Origin of the sequence: Streptomyces sp. NPDC091412 (genome assembly GCF_044756885.1) — a bacterium.
GTDB lineage: Bacteria > Actinomycetota > Actinomycetes > Streptomycetales > Streptomycetaceae > Streptomyces.
Genome location: NZ_JBIVTV010000002.1, coordinates 192,925 through 214,653, shown reverse-complemented (window position 1 = coordinate 214,653; position 21,729 = coordinate 192,925). Strand labels below are relative to the sequence as shown.

Genomic DNA, 21,729 nt, shown 5'->3' with positions numbered 1-21,729 from the left:
ACGGGGAGGGGCTGTGCGGAGGTTGAGTTCGGCGGTGGTCCGGCTCAGTACCAGTGGTTGGCCTGCCAGAAGTTCCACGCGTCGCAGGGGCTGCCGTAGCGGCTGTCCATGTAGTTCAGGCCCCACTTGATCTGGGTGGCCGGGTTGGTCTGCCAGTCGGCGCCCACGGAGGACATCTTGGAGCCGGGCAGCGCCTGGAACAGGCCGTACGCGCCGGACGAGGGGTTGACCGCCCGGTAGTTCCAGCTGGACTCGTGGTTCACGATGTTGCTGAAGCACTGGAACTGGCCCGCGGGCACCATCGAACGCGCCATCGCCTGGATCTGCGAGATGGTGTACGAGCTCTGCACCGGGAAGCTGGAGGCGTCGCGGCTCGCGGAACGGCTGGCCGCCGCCTCGAGCTCGGCACGCTCCTTGGCTTCCTTGGCGGCCTTCTCGGCCCTCTCGGCCTCCGCCTTCTTGGCGATCGCCGTCTGGGCGGCGGCCTTGCGGGCGGCCTGCTCGGCCTCCTTCTTGGCGCTCGCGTCCGCGGCGATGGCCTGTGCGTCGGCCTGCTGCGCCAGGGAGGCGGTCTGCACCTGGGCCTGCTGGCCTACGGGGATGTCCGCGAGAAGCGTCGCGTCGGCTGCCATCGCCTCGGCGTCGTTGTTCTGCGCGGTGCTGCCCGAGGCAACACCGACGACGCTTCCGACAGCGGTGACCGCGGTGGCGGAGGCCACTGCGAATCCCCGGACCGAGATCCGGCTCACACGGTTTCCTTCCAGCATCGCCCGCTTCGGTGACCCTGGCGGACGCAATCGTGCCCCTGGCACTGGCCTCCCCACTGCGCGGTCACGGGAGGCGCGGGCCCGGTGGGCAACTCCCCCGAGGGGAGCGCCGCGTGGTGCTCGGGCGGCATACGACGACGCTATGGAGTTGAAGCGTGCTGCTCAGGTGTCGCTCTGCACCTCCCCCAGGGCTCAACGCCTGGGAGGTGCCCCTCAGGGGGTACAGAAGTGTCGTATGCGGGGCCTGACAGGAGTGAGACTCTGCCGTAATCCAACGCCGCAAGGCAATTCTGAGTTGCGTGTGAAAGCTCACACACCATTCGGCCCAAGGGTTTTCCCCAAATGCCCGCACACGCGGACGCCGCCCGGCTAGGCTCAGGCCTTTGCCGGACGGCGCCAACTCCCGTATCACTCTTGAGGGTGGGCGGATGCGATCAGATGTGCCCGTCCTCCAGCATTTCGGTCACAAGAGCCGCGATCTGGGACCTCTCGGACCGGGTCAGTGTCACGTGCGCGAAGAGCGGATGACCCTTCAGTTTCTCCACGACGGCGACGACACCGTCGTAGCGACCGACCCGCAGATTGTCCCGCTGCGCCACGTCATGGGTCAGAACCACCCGCGAGTTGGCCCCGATCCGGGACAGAACGGTCAGCAGGACGTTCCGCTCCAGAGACTGGGCCTCGTCCACGATCACGAACGCGTCGTGCAGCGACCGGCCGCGGATGTGGGTGAGCGGCAGGACCTCCAGCATCCCGCGCGCGGTGACCTCCTCGATGACCTCCCGGGACGTGACCGCCGACAGCGTGTCGAAGACCGCCTGCGCCCACGGGTTCATCTTCTCCGCCTCGGTGCCCGGCAGATAGCCGAGCTCCTGGCCGCCGACGGCGTACAGCGGGCGGAAGACCATCACCTTCTGGTGCTGACGGCGCTCCAGGACCGCCTCCAGACCCGCGCACAGCGCCAGCGCCGACTTGCCGGTGCCGGCCCGGCCGCCCATCGACACGATCCCGACGTCCGGGTCGAGCAGCAGGTCCAGCGCGATCCGCTGCTCCGCGCTGCGCCCCTTGATGCCGAACGCCTCCCGGTCGCCGCGCACCAGCCGGACGCCGCCCTCGGGTGTGACGCGGCCCAGGGCCTTGCCCCGCTCGGACTGGATCGTCAGACCGGTGTGCACGGGCAGGCCGACCGCCTCCGGGACGTGGAGGTGACCCTCCTCGAAGAGGATGTCCACCTGTTCACCCGGCAGGGTGAGTTCGGACATCCCGGTCCAGCCGGAGGAGTCGGTGATGGCGAGTTCCGCGCGGTACTCCTCGGCCAGCAGGCCAACGGAGGACGCCTTGATGCGCAGCGGCAGGTCCTTCGAGACGACGGTGACGTCGTACCCTTCCGCCTGCAGGTTGCGGGCGACCGCGAGGATGCGGGAGTCGTTGTCCCCCAGGCGGTAGCCGGTGGGCAGCACGCTGGGGTCCGAGTGGTTGAGCTCGACCCGGATCGTTCCGCCGAGGTCCCCGATCGGGATGGGGGCGTCGAGGCGACCGTGCCGGACCCGGTAGTCGTCCAGCAGGCGCAGGGCCTGCCGGGCGAAGTAGCCGAGTTCGGGATGGTGCCGCTTGGCCTCCAGCTCCGTGACCACGACGATCGGGAGCACGACCTCGTGCTCGTCGAAGCGGGTCAGGGCGTTCGGGTCCGCCAGCAGGACGCTGGTGTCGAGAACGTAGGTGCGCCGGTCTGGCTTGTGGCGCTTTGTGCTGGTCACCACGGAAGGACGTACCCCCTCGGATGAGGTCGGGGAGCGACGAGACGGAGGCCGGGCCGGGCGGGCGGGAGTAAGCCGGCCGGTCGACGGCCCCCGCACACGGCGGGCCGAAAACCGGCCATCCACGTCTTCGTCCGTGCTGTGACCGCACGGTCGGGCTCGTACAAAGGGCCTCCCGGGCGGACGGCCCCGAGCCGTCCGCTGAGATCCGACGCCCGTGGTTCGGGTGTCGACCTGTTTGCCTTATGCCCTCGAAGATGCGCCGCCATGCAAATACACGGAACGACGCACGAAGGAACTCCTCGTGAAGAGGTGGCACCCGGGTGACGGAAGGGGTATGTCCTCAGCCGCCGTAGCGGCGGCCCCGGGCCGCGTAGTCGCGCAGCGCGCGCAGGAAGTCGACCTTGCGGAAGGCCGGCCAGAAGACGTCGCAGAAGTAGTACTCGGAGTGCGCCGTCTGCCAGATCATGAAGCCGGACAGCCGCTGCTCCCCGCTGGTGCGGATCACCAGGTCCGGGTCGGGCTGGGCCTTGGTGTACAGGTGGCGGCCGATCATGTCGATGTCGACGGACTCGGCGAGGTCCTCCATGGAGGTGCCCCGGTCGTGGGCGTCGAGGAGCATGGAACGCACGGCGTCGGCGATCTCCTGCCGGCCGCCGTAGCCGATGGCGACGTTGACGACTATTCCGTCGACGTGGGCGGTGGCCTCCTCGGCCTCCTTGAGGGTGGCCTGCATGACCGGTGGCAGCAGGTCCATGGTGCCGACGTGGTGGACGCGCCAGCGGCCGTCGGCGGCCAGGGTGCGCACGACGTCCTCGATGATGCCGAGGAGCGGGACGAGTTCTTCCTGGGGCCGGTCGAAGTTGTCCGTGGAGAGCAGCCAGAGCGTGACGACCCTGACGTCCGTCTCGGTGCACCAGCCGAGGAACTCCTCGATCTTGTCCGCGCCGGCCCGGTGGCCCTGGGCGGTGGTGGAACCGGCGGCCTTCGCCCAGCGCCGGTTGCCGTCCATGATGACGCCGATGTGCTTGGGCACCTGAGCGGGGTCCAGGTGGCCCTCCACCCGGCGTGCGTACAGCCTGACCAGCAGGCCGCGCAGCTTGTCGCGCAGGTTCACGTGTTCGTCAGCCCCTCCGTATGGATCGGACAGGCGCGGCCGGGGGCGTTCCCTGTCCGTGCGGCGGCCTGGTCCGTATGGCGGTCCCCGGGGGCGAAGCCTACCCCCGGCATTCCCAGCGTCCCTCAACAGGGCGCTGTGCGCGCCCTGGTGTATCAGACGCGGGACTCGCGACTCCCAAAGAAAACGGGCCGGTCCGTGGGGGGGGGAGACGGACCGGCCCGAGGGGGGGTTTCCACCATAACCCTTCGTAAGGGCTGGTGTGTGCCCAGACGCGACAAAATTACTCTCCGGAGTTGTGCGGCGACGCATGGAGATCGCACCGGAGCGCCGGAATCCAACATTCCGCACCCGATCATGGCTGAATCACGACGGAATCAGCGGCCAAACGGACGGGATTCAACGAGAAGCGAAGGGGCTCGGCCATTTGGGGTCGCACGGCGTGTTGCCCCCGGATCCCTCCCATGGGCGACCCGGCCGCGAACGCCCGCTTGACGCCGACGGCACCCGCCCCGCACCGGCCTCCGGGCCGGGCGGATACCGCCATCAGGGGGCTGTGCGGCACCGCGCAGCCCCCTCCACCACGCGGCACCGACCGCGCGGCTTTGCTCACGCGAATTCCCTTGGTCTGAACTTTACGGGCGGCGAAACGGGTGACGCGAGGGGCAAGCGGTAACGATGTGAGAACAGGCGCCCCATTGTGGGTGTTTCACCTCGCCCTGCGGGCCTCGACGAGATGGCGGGTGCTGTACGCCACGAACGGGCCCCGCGCCTCGATCCGTTCGTGCAGCGCCCGCAGCCGGGGCTCGTACGCCTCGACGGTGAACCCGGGGACCATCCAGACCACCTTGCGCAGGAAGTGCACGACGGCGGCGATGTCGTGGAACTCCATCCGCAGGCGTTCCGCGCGCAGGTCGACGACCTCCAGACCGGCCGCCCGCGCGTCCGCGCTCTCGCGGTCGGGGTGGCGGGCGGCGCGCGACTCCTCCGGCTGGGGCCCGAGGAAGTGCTCGACGAGTTCGAAGACGCTGCCGGGCCCGACGTGCTGGGCGAAGTACGTCCCGCCGGGCTCAAGGACGCGGGCGATCTCCGCCCAGTGCGCGCGTACGGGGTGCCGGCTGACGACGAGGTCGAAGGCGCCGTCGGCGAACGGCAGCGGCGCGTCCTCCGGGGAGTCGACGACCACGACACCCCGCGGGCGGAGCAGTGCGGTGGCCCCGGCCACGTTCGGCGGCCAGCCCTCGGTGGCGGCGAGCAGCGCGGGAGCGGCCTCGGCCCGGCCGAGCGCGAAGTCAAGGACCTCCCCTCCCCCGGTCTGCACGTCGAGCACGGCGCGGGCCCCGGCCAGCCGGGCGGCCATCGAGACGGCGTACCCCCAGGAGGGCCGCTCTTCGGTGGCCCGGCCCGCGAACCACGAGAAGTCCCAGCCCGCGGTGGGAACGGCGGCCCCCTCGGCGACGAGGTCGTCGAAAGAGCGGGCGGGACGGTCCTGACGGTCTGCCATACAGGTGATCGTCCCCGAAACCGGTCCCCCGCCGCCTCCCATATACGGACGCGCACGTCCTCGGCCGTCCTCACGCCACCGCCAACGCCCCCAGCAGCAGCCCGGTCAGGGCCCCGCCGAGCATGAACGGCCCCAGTGCGACGGCCGACTTGCGGCCCGCCCGGCGCAGCACCACCAGACCCAGTCCGTAGCCGGCGCCGTAGAGCAGCCCGGCGAAGGCGCCCACGACGAGAACCGGCCAGCCGTACCAGCCGAGGGCCGCGCCGAGCGCCAGGGCGAGTTTGACGTCGCCGAAGCCCATGCCGGCCGGGTTGACGAGGAACAGCACGAAGTACGCGCCCCCGAGGACGAGTCCGCCGAGCAGGGCGGTGGGCCACGAGCCCGCGGCAGCGGACAGTGCGGCGACGGCGCCGAGCAGGGCGACGGTCGCGGCGGCCAGCGGCAGCGTCAGCACGTCCGGGAGCCGGTGCACGCGGAGGTCGACGAGCGCCAGCAGCACGCCGACCGGCGCGGCGAGCAGCCAGACCGCCACCTCGGGGCGCGGCCCGGTGGCGGCGGCGAGCGCGGCGCAGACGAGCACGGTCACGACGGCCACGGCCCGGGCGCTCGGCCCGTACGGTCCGCAACCGGCCACCGCTCCCGTGCAGCGGGCCCGGCCCACCCAGCCCCCGAACGCGCCGGTGATCGGATGCCCGCCCGGGCACCGGGCGCTCCACGCCTCCCCGGCGCCGACCGAGAACCGGTGGGCGGCCCGGGGCAGCAGCAGCCCGGTCCCCGCACCCCACAGCGCGGCCACGACGGTCACCAGTACACGCACGCCGGGGACCCTAGCGGCGGCGTGCGCGCGGGGCATGGGCCCGTGGACCCATGCGGGGCCCACCGCCCCGCCGGTACGGTCGGTCGGCAGGCACACGATTCGGCGGGAGGGCGGCTCGGCATGGGACGACGCCGGCGTGACGGGCGGGGCAGGCTGATCGTGCACGGTTCGGCGCCGGTGACGGTCCCGCTGGAGCTGGCCACCTCCTACCGGGCCCGCACCAAGGGCCTGCTGGGCCGTGACGCCGTCGACGGCGCGATCCTGCTCTCCCCCGCCAACAGCGTGCACACCTTCCGCATGCGCATCCCGATCGACGTCGCCTACCTCGACCGCGACCTGCGCGTCCTCACCGTCGTCACCATGAGGCCGAACCGCCTGGGCCTGCCCCGCCCGCGCTCCCGCCACGTACTGGAGGCGGAGGCAGGGGCGATGGCGGGGTGGGGGCTGCGAGCGGGGGTGCTGGTGACGGTGGAGGCCGGGTAGGGGCCGCCGGGACCCGGCGGCGGCGTCACCACGGGACGTTCCTTGGACGGCGGTGCCACCACCAGCGCTCCGCCTTCCGGTCCGCCGCCTCGTCCGTCGCGCGGTGAGCGACCGGTGGTTCCTGTGTTTCCTCGGTGTACTCACGGAAGATGCGGTCGAGCCGGGCCACGGCGGACCGCAATGCGTCGGCGCCGGGCTCGCCGGCCTGTCCGACGACGTCCGCGAGGTCGTCCCGGGCCTCCAGGTCACGCCGGAACAGGTCCTCCCGGTAGCGGCCCGAAGGCCGCCACCCGGATTCCAGCCTGCGGCACAGCCTCTCCCACACCCGCAGTCCGTAGTGCAGGTGTCCCTCGACGCTCGCCACCGTGCCCGTGGGCCGCCCGGCGAGGACGGCGTCGGACAGGGGCGTGCCGACGGGCTCCCGGTCCAGGATCTCCGGGAGCGTCTCCACCGTCGCGTCCGGCAGATCCGCCACCGGCTCCTCCACGGCCTCGACGCGGTACGCCGTGACGTCCTCGGTGTCCAGCGCCTCCAGACGGCACCTGACCGAACGACCGTCAGGCGTCGCCACCCAGTAGGCACTCGGCAGTTCGACCTCCGCGGGGTGGAGCACGGAACTGCCCGCCCTCACCGCGAGGCCCCGCGCGAGTCCTCCCTCCGTGAGGCGTCCGGCGGTGCCGTCCTCCACCGTGAGGTCCAGTTCGAGGGCGAGATCACCCGGCGGCAGCCGGCGGTAGGTGCACAGCACGGGAGCCTCCCAGTGCCGCCCTTCCTGATCGCCGTCCGCGTCAGCCACGTCCACCGCGTCCTCCGGGACCGCCAGCAGATCGGCCAGGGCCCCTCGAAGACGGGCCGGCGCCGGCGCCGCGACGGTGAAGAGGTTCGCGATCACTTGTACGTCCCGTCGTAGATCTCCTTGGCCTTCTGCACCTTCGCGGGATTGTTGACGAACTTGGGGTCGCGCTGCAATTGCTGCGACGTGCTCAGGTCGCCCTTGTTCCGCGCGATCTCCTTCAGCGCGGCGTACTCGATGCGGTCCAGCTCGACCAGTCCCGGACCGGACTTGGGGAAGACCGTCCCGTTGGCCTCCACCTCGTACCTGCGGCCGTTGATCTCGTAGGTGTTCCCGTCCGGCGACAGGTTCGCCCGGCCCTTGGCGATGCCCTCGATGTCCGAGCGTACGAGGTCCTCGTTGCCCCTGAGGATCACCGTGTTGCGCTCCTTGACCTGACCGCCCGACGCTCCGCTGATCGTGTGACGCTTGTTGGGGAACTTGAGCGTCTTCCCGCGGGCCGGGCCGGGAACGTCGTCCCCCGCCTGCCACTCATTGGCCGGCCTGCCGCTCTCGCGCCGCGCGTCCTCGGCGGCCTCGTCCGCCTCGTCCGCCTGTTTGCGGGCCTCGGCGGCCTCCTTCTTCGCCTCCTCGTCGCAGTGCCCCTCGGCGAGGATCACGTAACGGGGGCCGCCCGCGGCGAGGACGGTGGTTCCGGTGCCGGCGCCTCCTCCGAGGCCGCCGCCGCCCTCGTAGGGGATCCGGCGGGCGGGCGCGGCGATCGTGCAGCCGGACTCGCGTGCCTTGCGCTCGGCCTCGTCGGCCGCCTCGTCCGCCTTCTTCGCGGCCCGCTCGGCGCCCTCGACGTCACCGGCCCTGGCCGCCTTCTTGGCGTCCTCCGCCGCCTCGCCGGCCTGCTCCGCGAACTTGCCCAGCTTGCCGAGCTTCCCGAGTTTGCCGAGGTCGCCCACCTTCTCCACGACCTTGCCGACGTCGTAGCCGGGGATGAAGAGGGAGCCGATGTTCCAGACGACGTGGGAGACGGCACGGGTCTTCTCGCCGTTGTTCCAGTCCTCGGCCACGTCGTCACCGATGAACATGTCCCACAGGACCGTCCCGCCGGTGTTCAGCGAGGCCCCGCCCCAGTCCCGGATAGCCCCGAAGTAGTCCCCGTCCGACCACTTCTTCCCGGCGTCCTTGGAGTCCTCCAGCCAGTCCTGCCCGAGCTGCTTGCCGTAGTCGGCGATCCCGCTGAGGGTGTCCCCCGGGTTCGTGACCATGTCCCAGATCCCGGTGACGTCCCCCCAGACACCGTCGACGAAGATCCCCTCACCCACCTGCTTGAGCTGATCCCCGGCACACCCGAAGAAGGCACCGAAACCGGAGAAACAGCCGTCGTCCTTCTTCTCGTCGGGGCTGCTGGTGTCGTCGGTCCTGTCGGCTTCGGTGGTGGGGGTGTCTTCGGTGGCTTGGTCGCCGCCGGTGGCTTGGTCGCCGCCGGTGGTCTGGTCACCGCCGTCAGTGGTCGTGCCGCCGTCAGTGGCGGTGCCGCCATCGGTCGTGCTGCCGCCGGTCGTGGAGCCACCACCCGTGGTGGTACTGCCATCAGTCGTGCCGCCGTCGGTACCGGCACCGCCACCGGTCGTGCTGCCGCTGGTGTCGCCGGAGGCGTGGGTGTCGGTGCCGTCGCCCGCCGGGGCCGCGCAGCCCGTCCCGACGACCTTGCAGACCTGGGCCTCGATGCTCACGAATATCTGCGTGCCGAGACCGCTGAGCACCAGCGCCAGCACGATGGCGGCCACGATCGCGACCAGGCCGACGTACTCGACCGCGGTCTGGCCTTCGTCCCCCCGCCGCCACCGGATCATCCGGGCGAGCGAGAAGGGACGGCGCTCGGCCCGCGCCGGCGCCGGGAGTTCGTACCACTGCCGGGTCTCGGACTGAAGCAGGAAGTAGAGGATGAGGATGGGCAGGAAGAGCTGGATGCCCCCGCGGGCCGAACCTCCGGCGAGGTTGGCGAGCCCGCCGAGGATCAGCCAGACGTGCACGCCGATCAGCGCCCACCGGATCCGGCCCCCGCCCTCCCAGCTCCGTCGGGCGAGCCACCAGCCGAGCACCCCGGGCGCGGCCGCGTACGCGACGAGGGCGATGACACCGTCGTCGAGGGCGCCGTACGACCCGGCCGTCAGCAGCAGACCGATCCCGCCGAGCACGGTGGCGACGAACAGTGCGTGCACGAGCACCAACGCCGCCGACAGCGACCGTGGCATGTGCCCTCCCCCCGGTTGGCGCACAACTCCGGCCGAGGTTAGGGAACGGCCGCCTGCCCGGCATGGGCCCGGAGACCCAAACGGACACCCAATCAGCGCCCGGGCATCGCGGCCCGCTCACGACTGGTGGCGTACGCCGTCAGTTCTGGCTGCGGGGGAACGTGACCTCCACTCGGCGGTTCTTCTTGCGGCCGTCCTCCGTGGAGTTGTCCGCGATGGGGTACTGCTCGGCGTAACCACGCACATCGAAGGTGATGTTGGGGTCGTTCAGCTCCTGGGAGAGGACGTCCTGGACGGCGTTGGCGCGCTGCTTGGACAGGACCACGCCGTGCGCGTGCGTGCCGAGGTTGTCCGTGAAGCCGAAGACACGGACCTGGCTCGCCCTCTGCTTCTTGATCTCCTGCGCGATCGTGTTGATCCGGGACTTCGCCCGGTCGCTCAGCTTCGCGCTGTCCTTGGCGAACAGCACCTCGGCCTGGAGGGCGAACGTCACATCCGTGTTGGTGTCCTCACGGCGTTCCTCACCGCCCTGCTCCTCGACCACGGACTTGATGTCCAGCACCTTGGCTGCGGCGAGGGTGGCTCCCTCGGGCAGTTTCAGGTCGGGGTCGCTCGGGTCGACCTTCACGGGGGCGGAGGCGGAGGGCTCCGTGCCCGGCGGCACGCTGGGGCCACTGTCGGCGCGGGCCGCCACGGCACCGTAGAGGTTCGCGACGGTCATGACGCCGGCGGCTGTGAGGGCGAGGGTGAGACGGGTGTGGGTCATGGGGTCCGCCTCACCCAGAGATCTTGATGGGGGCGGCGGGGAACATGGGCAGTTGGAAGCTGACCTCAGTCGTACCAACGGGGGGAGCTGGGAACTGCATGAAAACCGGCAGGCTTTCACCAGCCCTGATTGTCGACATTCCCGTGGTGGTGAGCGGGCGACCATCCGTGTCCCGCAGCACGTAATAGCGCTTCCTGCTCTTGGAGTCGACAAGCGTCGCACCGCCCAGCGACCTGCCGTTCCTGATGATCTCGGTTTCGTTACCGCTCAGGCCGGAGGGGAGAGTGACCACCTTGGCTCCGTCATTCTTCAGAGACCCGTTCACGGTGACGAATCCACCGGAGTCCCGCTCGACGGATGTAATTTGAAGCAGCAAGCCGTCCGGACCCTTCAACTCGGCCATCGGGTCCTGCGACCGCCCCTCCTGAGTATCCGGCTTGGATCCACCACTCTTGGATGCGGAAGTTGCCGCATCCGGCTTCTTGTCGTCGCCACCGCCGCAACCGGCCGCGCCGAGGGCCAACCCGGCCGCCACGGTCAACACGACCAACCCCCTACGGGCCTTCGCAGTGAACCGAATGCTCATCACTCTGCTTCCTTCATCACTCGTCGTTCGCTTGTCAGTCGGCCAGATGGACGTCGAAGAGGTCCTCGGGTCGCGGCAGGTCCGTGAGATGGTGCGGATCGAGGTCCCAATACCTGTTCTTGCAGGTGAGTCGCGGAAGTACGTCCTTGTCTTCGGAGCCCTCAAGGGGAGGGTCGAACGTGCACAGCGGCTCGATGACGGCGCTGGCGTGCGCCTTGGAGTGCTTGTTCTCCGTGCCGGGAACAATGGAGTGCCCGACCGACTTGTCGGTCTGGACGTGCACCGTGTACTTCAACAACGACGGCTGACAGCCGTCCACGTGGGCTTCGTTCTGCTGCGCGAGTTGGTACGCCCGCCAGCAGCCATTCATCTGCGCCACGTTGCCGTTGAGGAGGCCCTGCCACTTGGTCGGATCGAGCACAGCGTCGACCCACCCGCCCGCGAGCTGCTCCCGAGTGTCCTGCGCGGCCGCCAGCGCCGCCGCGTCTGCCGCCGTCTGCGCCCCGTTCCGGTTGGCCGCCGCCTGGCCGACCGCCAGATATGCGAACGCGAGAAAGAGCAGGCCCCCCACCACCATGATGTAGATGGGGAAGGCCTGCCCAGCGTCGTCGTGTCGACGAGACCGCATCAGCCGCCGGTGACCTCGGAGATCTTCTGCGTGATGGCGTCGTAGATCGACTGGCCGATGTCCGTACCGACGATCGCCAGCACGATCGCCACCACCACCGCGATGATGCCCAGGTACTCGACCGCGGTCTGCCCCCTGTCGCCGGCGCGGCGCCGCATCGCCTCGGCCGTGGTGTTCTTCCAGCCGTTCACGCGGACCTTGGTAGCAACCGCGGTCTTCAGCATCAGGTCGCTCATGGTGTTCCCCTCCGGGTTCGGTCTCGGTGCCGCTTGCGACACCGGAAACGTATGCCGGAACACCCCGTCCGCCAGAGGGTCCCCGGACCCAATCCCGGGCCCAAAGCGAGACCCAGCCACGCTTCCCCCGTACCGTCGTCATCACGCTTCACCCCAGCCCTCGTGACGAACCCGGGGCCGTGCCCAGCCACTTGGCGGCGGCCTCGGAACGGCTGGTGCTGTGCAGCTTGGCGAAGATGCGGTTGATGTGGTTCTTGACGGTCTTCTCGCTGATGAAGCAGGTGGCGGCGATCTGCTGGTTGGTCATGCCGGACGCGATGAGGTCCATGATCTCCGCCTCCCTCGCGCTGAGTTGGAACCTCGACCTGTCGACGGCGGCCGGACGACCACCTGTCCATCCAGACGAGGACTGTCCCACATCCGGTTGCAACTGCGAAAGGCGTGGAGCAGATGTGGCCGGTTCATGCGACGTTGGGAAGGTGTGATCGTGTGCGATCGCACCCTCCACCGGCTGGTCCCGGCGCAGCCGGGCCACCAGGGCGCCCGCCGCCGTGGGAGTGAAGTGGGCCCTGCCCTCCTTGATGTCACGTACGGCGGTGACGAGTTGGTCGGCCGTGAACTCGCCGTGGACCAGGTAGCCGCCCGCACCCAGGCGCAGGGCCTCCTGGACGATCTCCGACTCGCTGCTGTAGGTCAGCATCATGACCGGGGCGATCCGGACCAGGTACGGCAGCGCGGAGAGGCCGTCCACCCCGGGCATGCGGACGTCGAGCAGGACGACGTCGGGACGGTACTGCTGGGCGGCCTCCCAGGCGGCGCGGCCGTCGGCGGCCTCGGCCACCACCGTGATGTCGGCGCGGCCGGAGAGCAGGGCCGTCAGGCCGGCGCGGACCACGGGGTTGTCGTCGGCCACGACGACGCGCAGGGGCGCGGCCGGTGCGGGCTGTGGGAAGCCCTCGAAAGGGTTGGAAGTCGTCTGGTCCGGCACGCGGCGGCCTCCTCTCTGGGTCGTGGAGCAGGGATGGATGGTCGGACGGTCATACGGTCGGTGTCGTCAGGGCTCCCAGGGGCAGTTCGAGACGGACCTCCGTTCCCTTGGGCTGGGCGCCGCGGCCGATACGAATGCGGGCGCCGACCGAGGCCGCCCGCTCGACCATGCCGACCAGGCCGAAGTGGCCCGCTCGGCGGAGTTGTTCGAGGCTGGTGCCGGGCGGCAGGCCGCGGCCGTCGTCGTACACGCTGATGCGCAGCAGGTCGCCGTGGACGCCGGCGCGTACCTCGACGTGGGTGGGCTCCGCGTGGCGGTGGGCGTTCTCCATCGCCTCCGACGCGATGGTCAGGAGCTGGCGGGCCACGGCCGGCGGCACCGGCGGCACGCCGGGCTCGCCGGTCGGGCGGTAGGTGGCGGACAGCCCGGTCCGGGATGCGAAGTCCCGGGTGCGGGCCGCGAGTTCGACGAGCACGTCGGTGCCGTGGTGCGGGTCGTTCTCACGGCGCAGGTCGGTCAGCAGTTCGCGGGCCTCGGCGGCCGCCCGGCGGGCCGAGCGGGCCACCAGTTCCGCCTGCTGCCTCACCAGAGCCGGGTCCATGCGGTCGGCGCCCGTCGAGCCCGCCAGGCCGTCGGCGGCCATGGCCACGCCGTGCAGGGTCTTCGCCACCGAGTCGTGCATCTCGCGGGCCAGGCGGGCCCGTTCGGCGCCCACCGCCTCGGTGACGGCGAGGCGGGCCTGGACCGTGGTCAGGGCCTGGGTGGCCTCACCGAAGCGCAGAAGCAGGTTGCGCAGGGTGACGCCGGCCGCTCCCGCGATGACGCACAGGCCGGGGAGGAGGGCCGCCTGGGCCAGGTCCGGGGACAGCTCCTTGGAGCTGGTGGAGATGACGAGCAGGATCAGTGACTGGAGCGAGGCGAACAGGCCCGCGCCACGCCAGCCGTAGACGAGACCGGCGAGGAGGGGCGTGCAGACGCTGACGTAGGCGAGCGTGCTGTCCGGGCCCGCCGCGATCAGGAGGAGGGCCCCGAAGAGGGTGTCCAGGGCGAGGAGAGTGGGGTGCCTCAGGAGCAGGGGGCCGAAGCGTTCCCAGTCCCTGAACAGGACGTACGAGCCCATGAAGGTGACGACGACCGCGGCGCTGACCAGGCGGGTGGCCAGGCCGGGCGCGGCGTTGAGAAGGGCGACGGGGGCGGAGAGGGCGATCATGGCGAGACGGAAGGCGAAGACGTGGCGGCACATCGCTTGCAGCGCGCTGATCTGCAGTCTTTCCGGCTCCGGGGTGGGGGCCTGGCCTGGCGGAAACTGGGCGGGGGCTTCGGCCCCGGCTCCGCCTTCGGCCCGGCCTGCGGTTCCGCCCGCAACGCCCGTGCGGGCATCGTCGCCAGGTGCGGGTGGCCCCTGTGGGCGGCCTTCACCGTCGGCGGCCGTCCGTCCGCGCGGCCGCTGCGGCACCCCCGGCAACGGGGCCTCCGCCGGCTCCCACCCGGGCGGCAACGCCGGCGTCACCGACGTCACCGGGATGTCCGGCGCGCCCGTGCGGACGTGGGCCGGGAGGACCGTGCCCGCCGGAGGGGTGGTGATCTCGGGGATCCTCGGGCGGCGGCGCAGCAGCCCCGCGCGTTCCTCCGTGGTCGCCATGTCCTCGTCGCCCCCCTACTCGCCCGTACCCGTGAGGGAGCCGAAGTCCACACCCGAGCCGAGGATCAGGCCGGCGCCGAGGAGGATCATCGTGGCCGGGACCATGAAGGTGGTGATCATCATGGTGGCCTTGGGGACCGCGCGGGCGGCCTTGCGGCGGGCGTTCTGCGCGTCGGTGCGGCGCATGTCCTTGGCCAGGGAAACGAGCGTGTCGACGATCGGGGCGCCCAGTTCCTCGCCCTGCTGCAACGCCGTCACGAACATGGCGACCTGTTCGGAGTCGTTCCTGCGCCGCAGCTCCGCGAAGGCCTGGCGGCGGCTCATGCCGAGGTCCATCTGGCGCAGGGTGATGCGCAGTTCGTCCGCCCAGGGGCCCTCGTACTTGTCGGCGACGCGGTCCAGGGCCTGGCGGAAGCCGAGGCCCGCGCTCACCACGACCGCGAGCACGTCGAGGAAGTCCGGCAGCGTCCGCTCGATGACGTCCTTGCGGATGCGGATCGCCGACCAGATGCCGACCTCGGTCCAGAAGGCGCCGAAGGCGAGCAGCAGCAGGGCGACGAAGAGCTGGCCGCGCATGAGGAACACCACTCCGCCCAGGCCGCCCAGGAAGCCGTAGACCGCCCGCCGGGCCGCGTAGCGGTCGATCGTCAGGCCGCCGGGGTTGCCCGCCAGGTCGATCTTGCGGCGGTACCTGGCCACCCTCTTGGGGCCCATCAGGCGCAGCACGGCGGGGGCGTAGCGCATGCCGAGGCGGTCGACCAGGGAGTCCACCGCGCCGGTACGGGTGGAGCCCACCTCCAGGGCCAGCGCCAGGTCGTCGGGCAGCCGGGCGTCGGCGCGGTACATGCGGATGCCGGCGAAGACGCCCCAGACGCCGAGGCCCATCACGAGTGCGAGCAGCAGTGCCATCCCTCTTCCCTCCTTCCGGGAACCCGGCTAGACGTCGATGCGGGACATGCGGCGGATGAGGACGAAGCCGACGGCGTAGAGCGCGAAGGCGATGATCACCGCACCCTGGCCGATCGGGGAGGCGGTCATGCGGTCGAGGGCGCCGGCCTTGACGCCGTTCATGAGGAACAGCGCGCCGATGCCCAGCACCGGGACCGCGTAGGAGGTCATGTTGACCTGGGACAGCTGGGTACGGACCTCGCGGCGGGTCTCCTTGCGCTCCTCCAGGGTCTCGGTGAGGTTGCGCAGGGCGCTCACCACCTGGCCGCCGGCCCGGTTGGACAGGACCAGGGTGGTGACGAGGACGACCAGCTCCCGCGAGGGCAGGCGGTCCGTGAGCTCCGCCAGTGCGTCGTCCATTGATGCGCCGAGTGCCAACTGGTGGGCCACCTTGGCCAGTTCCTCACCCGCCGGGGCCTCGAGCTCCTCCGCCGCCATGCCGACCGCGGTGCGCAGGGCGAGGCCCGCCTGGGTGGCGTTGGCCAGGATGCGGGCCAGTTCGGGGAGTTGGTTGATGAACTTCTCGATGCGTTTCTGGCGCTGCCAGTTGAGGAACTGCACCGCCGCCCAGATGCCGAGCAGGCCGGCCAGCGGGCCGAAGAAGGGGGCCAGGGAGGCCTGGCCGATCAGCCAGAGGGCGGCCACGGTGGCGAGCATGTAGACGAAGAACTCGCCCGGGGTGACGTCCAGGCCGGTCGCGGCGAGCCTCAGCTCCAGCCTGCGTCCGAGTTTCGTACGGCGCAGTCGGCGGTCGAGGTTGGGGAAGCGGCGCCGGCGGCCGACCGGGATCCGACCGGTCTGGGAGAGCCGGTCGACGAGGGCCGCCCGCTGGGCCTTGCCGGAGGTGTAGGCGTGGAGCCCGGCGACGGCCAGGACGCAGGTCAGCAGGGTGACGCCGGTGGTGAGGGTGACGAGGGTGCTCAGATCCATGGGGACGGTTCCTACCTGGCTTCTCGGGTGGCCAGCTGGTCTGCGGACTGGGCGACGCCGAAGGCCTGGGGGATGGGCTGGCTCGCCATGTAGAGGCGGTCGGCGGTGCGGCGTGGCAGCGGGTGGTACTCGAAGGCGCCGTAGATCCGGCCGTCGGCCGCCATCGGCTGCGCGGCGAAGCGGGCCACGGTGGCCAGCCGGTAGGGCTCGCTGCCATGGCTGTCGAGCAGGGCGATCTCGGTGACGCGGCGGGCGCCGTCGGCGAAGCGGGTGAGCTGGACGATCACGTCGACGGCGCTGTTGATCTGGTCGTGCAGGGCGACGAAGGGGATCTCCACGTCGGACATGGAGGCGAGGGTCTGCAGGCGCATCAGCGCGTCCTCGGCGCTGTTGGCGTGCACGGTGGCGAGCGAGCCGTCGTGGCCGGTCGACATCGCCTGGAGCATGTCGAGCGACTCGCCGCCGCGGACCTCACCGACGACGATGCGGTCGGGGCGCATGCGCAGCGAGTTGCGCACCAGGTCGCGGATGGTGACCTGGCCGCGGCCCTCCACGTTCGGCGGCCGGGACTCCAGCCGGATCACGTGCGTCTGCTGGAGCTGGAGCTCGGCGGAGTCCTCGATGGTGATGATGCGCTCGCCCTCGGGGATCAACCCGGACAGGGCGTTGAGCAGGGTCGTCTTGCCGGTACCGGTGGCCCCGGAGACGATGACGTTGAACTTCGCCTGCACCAGGCCGGCCAGCAGGTACAGCATGTGCTCGTCGAGCGAGCCGAAGCCGATCAGCTCCTGGAGGGTGAAGGAGCGCGGGAAGCGGCGGATGGTGAGCGTGGGGCCGGTGAGCGAGAGCGGCGGGATGATGACGTTGACGCGCTCGCCGGAGGGCAGGCGGGCGTCGACCATCGGGTTCGACTCGTCCACGCGGCGGTTGACCGTCGAGACGATCCGCTCGATGGTCTGCATCAGCTGGTCGTCGGAGGCGAAGCGGATGGGCAGTTGCTCGACCCGGCCGCCGCGCTCGACGAAGATCGCGTCGGGTCCGTTCACCATGATCTCGGTGATGGAGGCGTCCTCGAGGAGGGGTTCGAGGATGCCCAGGCCCAGGGCCTCGTCGACGACCCGGCGGATCAGCTGCGAGCGCTCCACGGTCGACAGGACCGGGCCCTCCCGGCTGATGATGTGCCCGAGCACCCGCTCCAGCCGCGCCCGGCGCTCGGCGGCGGCCAGCGAGCTCATCTCCGCGAGGTCGATCTCCTCCAGGAGCTTGGCCCGGTAGGAGGCGACGAGGTGGCCGTCCTCGCCCCGGCTGCCTTTCTCCTCCGGGGAGTTGATGCGTGCGCGGAGGCTCATGGGTCCGGTGCTCCTCGCTCCTGGTCGGTGGTCGAGTCGGTCCTGGTCGGTGCTGTCGAGCCGGTCCTGGCCGGTGGTCGAGCGGTCTCAGTCGTCCGGCGGTCTCAGTCGTCCGGCGGTCTCAGCGGTCCGGCGGTCTCAGCGGTCCGGCGGTCTCAGCGGTCCATTCGGTCTCAGTGGTTCATTCGGTCTCAGTGGTCGAGCGGCATGGTGGCGGTCTTGTGGGCCCGGCCGAAGTTCCAGCCGGGGACGATCGAGGGGATGTCGACGCCCGCGGTGACGGTGACCTCCTTGCCGCCGTACGAGGCCGGGCAGCTGGTGCCGTCCGCCAGCCAGCCGCTGACCGCGCTCGCGCAGGCCTGCTCGGCTCCCTGCCGGAGCGAGGCCGCGCGCGCCCCCGCGCGGGCGGCCGTACCGGCCTGCTGGGCCGTGTAGGCGATCAGCCCGATCTGGATGACGGCCATGGCGATCAGCATCAGGATCGGAATGAACCCCAGGTACTCGATGGCGACTTGGCCCCGGTCGTGGCGGCGGTCGCGGCGTACGCCCTCGTGCGGCATGTCAGTGCGTCGCCTCCTCGACGGCGCCGGCGTGACCCGTGACCGTGATGGGGAAGTCGATCGTGCCGGGGAACAGGACGGGCACCTTGAGGCCGACGCGCGCGCGTACGTAGCCGTTGCTCGTCTCACAGCCCACCTCAGCCCCCCTTCGCCACGCGGCCGACAGCTTGTCGAGCCCGGCCTGTTGGCAGGCGGCGTCCCTGGTGCCGCGATCGGCCGCCGTCCCCGCCCGTACCGCCTCGTCCGCAGCATTCCCCGCAAGCGTGTACGTGTACCCCAGCAGCACGCACTGCCACAGCAGCACCAGCGTGATGAGGATCGTGGGCGTCATGCCGAGCAGTTCGACGGCGACCTGCCCGCTGTCCGAGCGGAGCCGCCCGGCCGGCGGCCGCTTCCCTGTGCCTGCCCGCACGTTCATCCCCCTGCCTCCCTGCGGCGCCGGAAACTCACCGACCCCCGGTCGCCCCGCAGCCGCCCGCCCTTGCGGTCGCCCTCGGGTGCCTTGACGATGCCCAGCTCTCCGGCGAGCCCCCACAGCGCCTGTTTGACCGTGCTCTTGCTCTCCAGTTCGTGGATGCGTCCCGCGTCCACCGCGCCCTGGAGTTCCTTGAAGCCCGCGGGGATCGCCGTGGCGGCCACCGGTGTGCCGGTGATCTTCTGGATGAGCGGCGGCTGGATCTCGGTCGACCGGGTGTGGCGGTTGACGACGACGGTCGTCTCCTCGGCCTTGCGGATCTGCAACCGGTCCCACATCCGTACGGTCCGCTTGGCCGCGCGCACCGCGACCACGTCCGGAGTGGTCAGGAGCAGCGCGGTGTCGGCCATCTCGACGGCCGCCGCGCTCGCCCCGCTCATCTGGGCGCCGCAGTCCAGGACGACGATCTCGTAGCGGGACCGCAGCGCGCTGACGATCTGGCGGACGGCCCGGTCGGTGACCTCCTCGCCACGCTCGCCCTCGCCGGGCGCGAGCAGCAGCGCGAGCCCGCTGTCGTGGCGGAAGATCGCGTCGGCCAGGACGCGCGGGGAGATGTCGGTGATGGCGGCGAGGTCGACGACCGAGCGGCGGAACTGGACGTCCAGGAAGGAGGCGACGTCACCGGACTGGAGGTCCATGTCGACCAGGGCCGTGCCGCGCCCGGAGGCCTGGGCGGCGAGGGCGAGTTGTATCGCCGTGAGCGTGGCGCCCACCCCGCCCTTGGCTCCGCTCACGGTCACCACCCGCCCGCCGGCCCCGGTGAACACGTCGCCGCCGTGGCCCAGGTGGCGCCGTACGCCCACCGACCACTGGGCCACCGCCTGTACGCGGCTGATCAGTTCCTCGTAGCTCAGCGGGAGGGCCACCAGTCCCCGCGCGCCCGAGTCCATCGCGGCCGAGAACAGGCCGGGACTGGCGTCGGAGGTGATGAGGATGACGCCGACCGCCGGGAAGCGAAGGGCCACTTCGCGGATCAGCTCCAGGGCCGGCACCGGGCCGATCCGCTCGTGCACCACCACGATCTCGGGCAGTTCGTCGACGGACTCTGCGGCCAGGCGCGCCAGCGTGTCGATGAGCTGGGTGGAGTCGACGACCGGGGCCACCGGCTCGGCGTCGGGGAGCTGGCTGAGCAGGGTGGTGATGGACCGGGCCGCGTCGGGGTCGCCGACGGCCGGGAGGATCCTGGTGGTCATGCCTGCCGGCCTCTCACTTGTCTTTCGCGAGTTCGTAGGTCCGGTCCTTGGCCGGGACGCTGGTGTCGCTGCCGGGAGCGACCAGCGCGAGCCGGACCCGCTGGGCGAACGACTCGGCGTAGGTGATGCGCTGGGCGTCGATGGTGGACAGCGCGAAGGTGATGGGGACGGCGTCGGTGGGTTGCTGGGCCCGGTTGTCGGCGTTCGGCTGGAGCGCGGTGATCCTGCCGACGTCGAGGACCTTGGCGTTGGTCACGATGATCTTGGACTGGGCGGGATCGCCCTGCCGCTGTCCGCCGAAGGTGGCGTAGACGTTGACCGTGGAGCCCGGTGTGATCTTGCCGGCCACGCCGGTCGCCGCGTCGATCATGATGGCGACCTCCTGCTGCCCCGGTTGCAGGGCGGGCTGGTTCACGATCATGTCGCTCTGGAGCAGGGAGCCCTTGCGCAGTGTGGTGACCGCGATCTTGCCCTGGATCTGCCCGAGGTCGGTGACGGCGTTCGGCGACAGCCACCGTTTGGGCATCTTGACCTTCTCGAACTGGCCCGTGCTCAGCGTCGTGTACGGCGCCACGTCGGTGCGCAGCTGGTAGGCGGCGACCTCCGGTCCGACTTTGGACTTGACGTCGCTGATGACGGAGAGCACGCCCGCGAACGCGGCGAGGGCGCAGATGACGGACAGGATCAGGAGTATCACGCCGCGGCGCTGACGGGAGTTCATGAACCGTGCAACCTCATTGGGATATCGGTCGGCGAAGTCGAGCGGAATCGAATGACGGTGGTGCCGGTGGTTCAGGTACTCATCCGGTGGGTGTCCGGCTCTCGGGGACGGGTGGAGTGGCCGAGCAGAAGACGCAGCGGTCTCCGATGACATCGATGCCGCACCAGTGGCACACACCCTGGCGTACCGAGGTGACCAGTTGGTAGAGCACCGACAGGTCGGGCAGGTAGGTGCAGAACTCGATCAGCTTGCCGGTGCCCCACCAGGTGGCCGACTCGGCCGGCAGGCCGGCCTCGCGCAGCCCCAGCGCGTTCCACGCGGGGGCGAGGGTGGAGCCGACCCAGTCGGACTGGAGCTGGCCCTTGGCGAGCAGCATCCAGCTGCCGAAGTCCGGCCCGCTCAGGGTCGCTTCGGGGCCGATCCGGACGAGCTGCGGTTCCGGGTGGGCGATCACGCCGAACTGGCTGCCCGGAACCCAGGACTTGGCGTGCGCCTTGAGACCCACGGGGACGCGGTCGAGGCGCGCGACCGAGGCCAGGACGGCGCCGGCGTGGATGTAGTGGGTGAGCAGCCGGCCGGCCGAGGCGAGCACGCCGGGGCTGAGGTCGCAGGAGGCGAGCTGGCGCAACTGGCGGGCGAGAACGGCGAGTCCGAGCGGCGGCAGGTCGGGCCGGAACAGGGCGATGCGGTCGCTCTCCAGCAGTGAGCGGACGGTGTGCAGCCGCCGTTCCACCCCGCTGGGGACGGCGTCCGAGCACACCACGACGACGTGCCCGTGCTGGTCGATCAGGGCCTTCATGGCGTCGAGCGTCTGCTCCAGCGGCTGCCGGTCCAGGTCCTTCAGGACGACGGCGGGCACGGTCCGCTCGTCCTGCGCGGGCAGCGCCATGTCGGCGCTCGTCACAGCAATGGCAGTGGACACGCGCAGCTCCCCGTTAGACGCCTGTCGGTCCGCCGGTGGTCGTCCGGCACACCGAGTTGACTTCACTGCGTGACTACCTCAGCACTGTATCCACGCCTCTGTGACCGGAGAACAGCGATTCTGTACCTGGCCGGGAACTCTCCTTGCGCAAGTCATTTCAAACCGGGGCAGGCTGAGCATCCCGACCCGACCCGAAAGCATGGGCCGACGGCAACTCGTTGACGGTGGGCCCCGGTTTGGGCCCGCGGGCCCACGCCGCCCGGCGTCGCCCGCACCTACGCTCGCCGACCGGAATGGC

22 protein-coding genes are annotated in these 21,729 nt (G+C 70.8%); 1 reads left to right on the top strand and 21 read right to left on the bottom strand.

The annotated features are described in order from the left end of the window. Positions 1–44 precede the first annotated feature (44 nt). The 5 genes from ACIQMV_RS05115 to ACIQMV_RS05095 form a co-directional block, all read right to left on the bottom strand. Positions 45–767: a transglycosylase SLT domain-containing protein gene (locus ACIQMV_RS05115; RefSeq protein WP_141358874.1), complete on the bottom strand. Its 723-nt coding sequence runs from the start codon at positions 765–767 to the stop codon at positions 45–47. Between the two features lie 434 nt (positions 768–1,201). Next, on the bottom strand, positions 1,202–2,527 hold the full coding sequence (locus tag ACIQMV_RS05110) for a PhoH family protein (RefSeq protein WP_141358876.1): 1,326 nt from the start codon (positions 2,525–2,527) through the stop codon (positions 1,202–1,204). A 340-nt stretch (positions 2,528–2,867) separates the two neighbouring features. Further along, positions 2,868–3,641 carry an isoprenyl transferase gene (locus tag ACIQMV_RS05105; protein ID WP_402591231.1) on the bottom strand — a complete coding sequence of 258 codons (774 nt, stop codon included), beginning with the start codon at positions 3,639–3,641 and terminating at the stop codon, positions 2,868–2,870. A gap of 709 nt (positions 3,642–4,350) precedes the next feature. Continuing rightward, on the bottom strand, positions 4,351–5,145 hold the full coding sequence (locus tag ACIQMV_RS05100) for a methyltransferase domain-containing protein (protein WP_402591229.1): 795 nt from the start codon (positions 5,143–5,145) through the stop codon (positions 4,351–4,353). A 70-nt stretch (positions 5,146–5,215) separates the two neighbouring features. Then, positions 5,216–5,998, bottom strand: a complete 783-nt coding sequence (locus ACIQMV_RS05095) for a prepilin peptidase (protein ID WP_402591227.1) — start codon at positions 5,996–5,998, stop codon at positions 5,216–5,218. Between the two features lie 84 nt (positions 5,999–6,082). Between ACIQMV_RS05095 and ACIQMV_RS05090 the strand changes: the two genes are divergently transcribed. Beyond that, a complete protein-coding gene (locus tag ACIQMV_RS05090; protein ID WP_141358884.1) occupies positions 6,083–6,445 on the top strand; it encodes a DUF192 domain-containing protein in 363 nt (120 codons plus the stop codon). A gap of 25 nt (positions 6,446–6,470) precedes the next feature. Here ACIQMV_RS05090 and ACIQMV_RS05085 read toward each other — a convergent pair whose 3' ends face one another. The 16 genes from ACIQMV_RS05085 to ACIQMV_RS05010 form a co-directional block, all read right to left on the bottom strand. Next, positions 6,471–7,337 (bottom strand): hypothetical protein, encoded by an 867-nt coding sequence (locus ACIQMV_RS05085; protein WP_402591224.1) that lies wholly within the window; start codon positions 7,335–7,337, stop codon positions 6,471–6,473. Continuing rightward, on the bottom strand, positions 7,334–9,487 hold the full coding sequence (locus tag ACIQMV_RS05080; protein WP_402591222.1) for a hypothetical protein: 2,154 nt from the start codon (positions 9,485–9,487) through the stop codon (positions 7,334–7,336). The genes ACIQMV_RS05085 and ACIQMV_RS05080 overlap by 4 nt, the downstream gene beginning before the upstream one ends. Positions 9,488–9,626: 139 nt before the next feature. Continuing rightward, a complete protein-coding gene (locus ACIQMV_RS05075; protein WP_141358890.1) occupies positions 9,627–10,253 on the bottom strand; it encodes an OmpA family protein in 627 nt (208 codons plus the stop codon). A 10-nt stretch (positions 10,254–10,263) separates the two neighbouring features. Beyond that, a complete protein-coding gene (locus ACIQMV_RS05070) occupies positions 10,264–10,839 on the bottom strand; it encodes a hypothetical protein (RefSeq protein ID WP_402591220.1) in 576 nt (191 codons plus the stop codon). 34 nt (positions 10,840–10,873) lie between these two features. After that, positions 10,874–11,467, bottom strand: coding sequence for a pilus assembly protein TadG-related protein (locus ACIQMV_RS05065; protein ID WP_402591218.1), 594 nt, complete (start codon positions 11,465–11,467; stop codon positions 10,874–10,876). Next, positions 11,467–11,703 (bottom strand): hypothetical protein, encoded by a 237-nt coding sequence (locus ACIQMV_RS05060; RefSeq protein ID WP_402591216.1) that lies wholly within the window; start codon positions 11,701–11,703, stop codon positions 11,467–11,469. Before ACIQMV_RS05060 ends, ACIQMV_RS05065 begins: the two co-directional genes overlap by 1 nt. A 148-nt stretch (positions 11,704–11,851) precedes the next feature. Continuing rightward, complete coding sequence (locus ACIQMV_RS05055; protein WP_402591214.1) at positions 11,852–12,691, bottom strand: response regulator; 840 nt, start codon at positions 12,689–12,691, stop codon at positions 11,852–11,854. Between the two features lie 49 nt (positions 12,692–12,740). Next, positions 12,741–14,333, bottom strand: coding sequence for a histidine kinase (locus ACIQMV_RS05050; protein WP_402591212.1), 1,593 nt, complete (start codon positions 14,331–14,333; stop codon positions 12,741–12,743). A gap of 15 nt (positions 14,334–14,348) precedes the next feature. Then, positions 14,349–15,242 (bottom strand): DUF5936 domain-containing protein, encoded by an 894-nt coding sequence (locus ACIQMV_RS05045; RefSeq protein WP_141358901.1) that lies wholly within the window; start codon positions 15,240–15,242, stop codon positions 14,349–14,351. Positions 15,243–15,269: 27 nt separating this feature from the next. Next, entirely contained in the window at positions 15,270–16,211 is a 942-nt protein-coding gene (locus ACIQMV_RS05040) for a type II secretion system F family protein (RefSeq protein ID WP_401773246.1), read from the bottom strand. Positions 16,212–16,222: 11 nt separating this feature from the next. Further along, positions 16,223–17,560 (bottom strand): CpaF family protein, encoded by a 1,338-nt coding sequence (locus ACIQMV_RS05035; protein ID WP_141358905.1) that lies wholly within the window; start codon positions 17,558–17,560, stop codon positions 16,223–16,225. 191 nt (positions 17,561–17,751) lie between these two features. Then, positions 17,752–18,120: a TadE/TadG family type IV pilus assembly protein gene (locus ACIQMV_RS05030; RefSeq protein WP_141358909.1), complete on the bottom strand. Its 369-nt coding sequence runs from the start codon at positions 18,118–18,120 to the stop codon at positions 17,752–17,754. A gap of 1 nt (position 18,121) precedes the next feature. Further along, complete coding sequence (locus ACIQMV_RS05025; protein ID WP_141358911.1) at positions 18,122–18,538, bottom strand: TadE/TadG family type IV pilus assembly protein; 417 nt, start codon at positions 18,536–18,538, stop codon at positions 18,122–18,124. Then, positions 18,535–19,788, bottom strand: coding sequence for an AAA family ATPase (locus ACIQMV_RS05020; protein ID WP_141358913.1), 1,254 nt, complete (start codon positions 19,786–19,788; stop codon positions 18,535–18,537). Before ACIQMV_RS05020 ends, ACIQMV_RS05025 begins: the two co-directional genes overlap by 4 nt. A gap of 13 nt (positions 19,789–19,801) precedes the next feature. After that, entirely contained in the window at positions 19,802–20,509 is a 708-nt protein-coding gene (cpaB, locus tag ACIQMV_RS05015; RefSeq protein ID WP_225075342.1) for a Flp pilus assembly protein CpaB, read from the bottom strand. A 79-nt stretch (positions 20,510–20,588) separates the two neighbouring features. Then, positions 20,589–21,398, bottom strand: a complete 810-nt coding sequence (locus ACIQMV_RS05010) for a hypothetical protein (protein ID WP_402591918.1) — start codon at positions 21,396–21,398, stop codon at positions 20,589–20,591. Positions 21,399–21,729 lie beyond the last annotated feature (331 nt).

Coding starts and splice junctions, on each gene's coding strand:
- ACIQMV_RS05115 (WP_141358874.1), bottom strand. CDS start 767: ATGCTGGAAGGAAACCGTGTGAGCCGGATCTCGGTCCGGGGATTCGCA.
- ACIQMV_RS05100 (WP_402591229.1), bottom strand. CDS start 5,145: ATGGCAGACCGTCAGGACCGTCCCGCCCGCTCTTTCGACGACCTCGTC.
- ACIQMV_RS05095 (WP_402591227.1), bottom strand. CDS start 5,998: ATGCCCCGCGCGCACGCCGCCGCTAGGGTCCCCGGCGTGCGTGTACTG.
- ACIQMV_RS05090 (WP_141358884.1), top strand. CDS start 6,083: ATGGGACGACGCCGGCGTGACGGGCGGGGCAGGCTGATCGTGCACGGT.
- ACIQMV_RS05080 (WP_402591222.1), bottom strand. CDS start 9,487: ATGCCACGGTCGCTGTCGGCGGCGTTGGTGCTCGTGCACGCACTGTTC.
- ACIQMV_RS05075 (WP_141358890.1), bottom strand. CDS start 10,253: ATGACCCACACCCGTCTCACCCTCGCCCTCACAGCCGCCGGCGTCATG.
- ACIQMV_RS05070 (WP_402591220.1), bottom strand. CDS start 10,839: ATGAGCATTCGGTTCACTGCGAAGGCCCGTAGGGGGTTGGTCGTGTTG.
- ACIQMV_RS05065 (WP_402591218.1), bottom strand. CDS start 11,467: ATGCGGTCTCGTCGACACGACGACGCTGGGCAGGCCTTCCCCATCTAC.
- ACIQMV_RS05060 (WP_402591216.1), bottom strand. CDS start 11,703: ATGAGCGACCTGATGCTGAAGACCGCGGTTGCTACCAAGGTCCGCGTG.
- ACIQMV_RS05050 (WP_402591212.1), bottom strand. CDS start 14,333: ATGGCGACCACGGAGGAACGCGCGGGGCTGCTGCGCCGCCGCCCGAGG.
- ACIQMV_RS05045 (WP_141358901.1), bottom strand. CDS start 15,242: ATGGCACTGCTGCTCGCACTCGTGATGGGCCTCGGCGTCTGGGGCGTC.
- ACIQMV_RS05040 (WP_401773246.1), bottom strand. CDS start 16,211: ATGGATCTGAGCACCCTCGTCACCCTCACCACCGGCGTCACCCTGCTG.
- ACIQMV_RS05035 (WP_141358905.1), bottom strand. CDS start 17,560: ATGAGCCTCCGCGCACGCATCAACTCCCCGGAGGAGAAAGGCAGCCGG.
- ACIQMV_RS05030 (WP_141358909.1), bottom strand. CDS start 18,120: ATGCCGCACGAGGGCGTACGCCGCGACCGCCGCCACGACCGGGGCCAA.
- ACIQMV_RS05025 (WP_141358911.1), bottom strand. CDS start 18,538: ATGAACGTGCGGGCAGGCACAGGGAAGCGGCCGCCGGCCGGGCGGCTC.
- ACIQMV_RS05020 (WP_141358913.1), bottom strand. CDS start 19,788: ATGACCACCAGGATCCTCCCGGCCGTCGGCGACCCCGACGCGGCCCGG.
- cpaB (WP_225075342.1), bottom strand. CDS start 20,509: ATGAACTCCCGTCAGCGCCGCGGCGTGATACTCCTGATCCTGTCCGTC.
- ACIQMV_RS05010 (WP_402591918.1), bottom strand. CDS start 21,398: ATGGCGCTGCCCGCGCAGGACGAGCGGACCGTGCCCGCCGTCGTCCTG.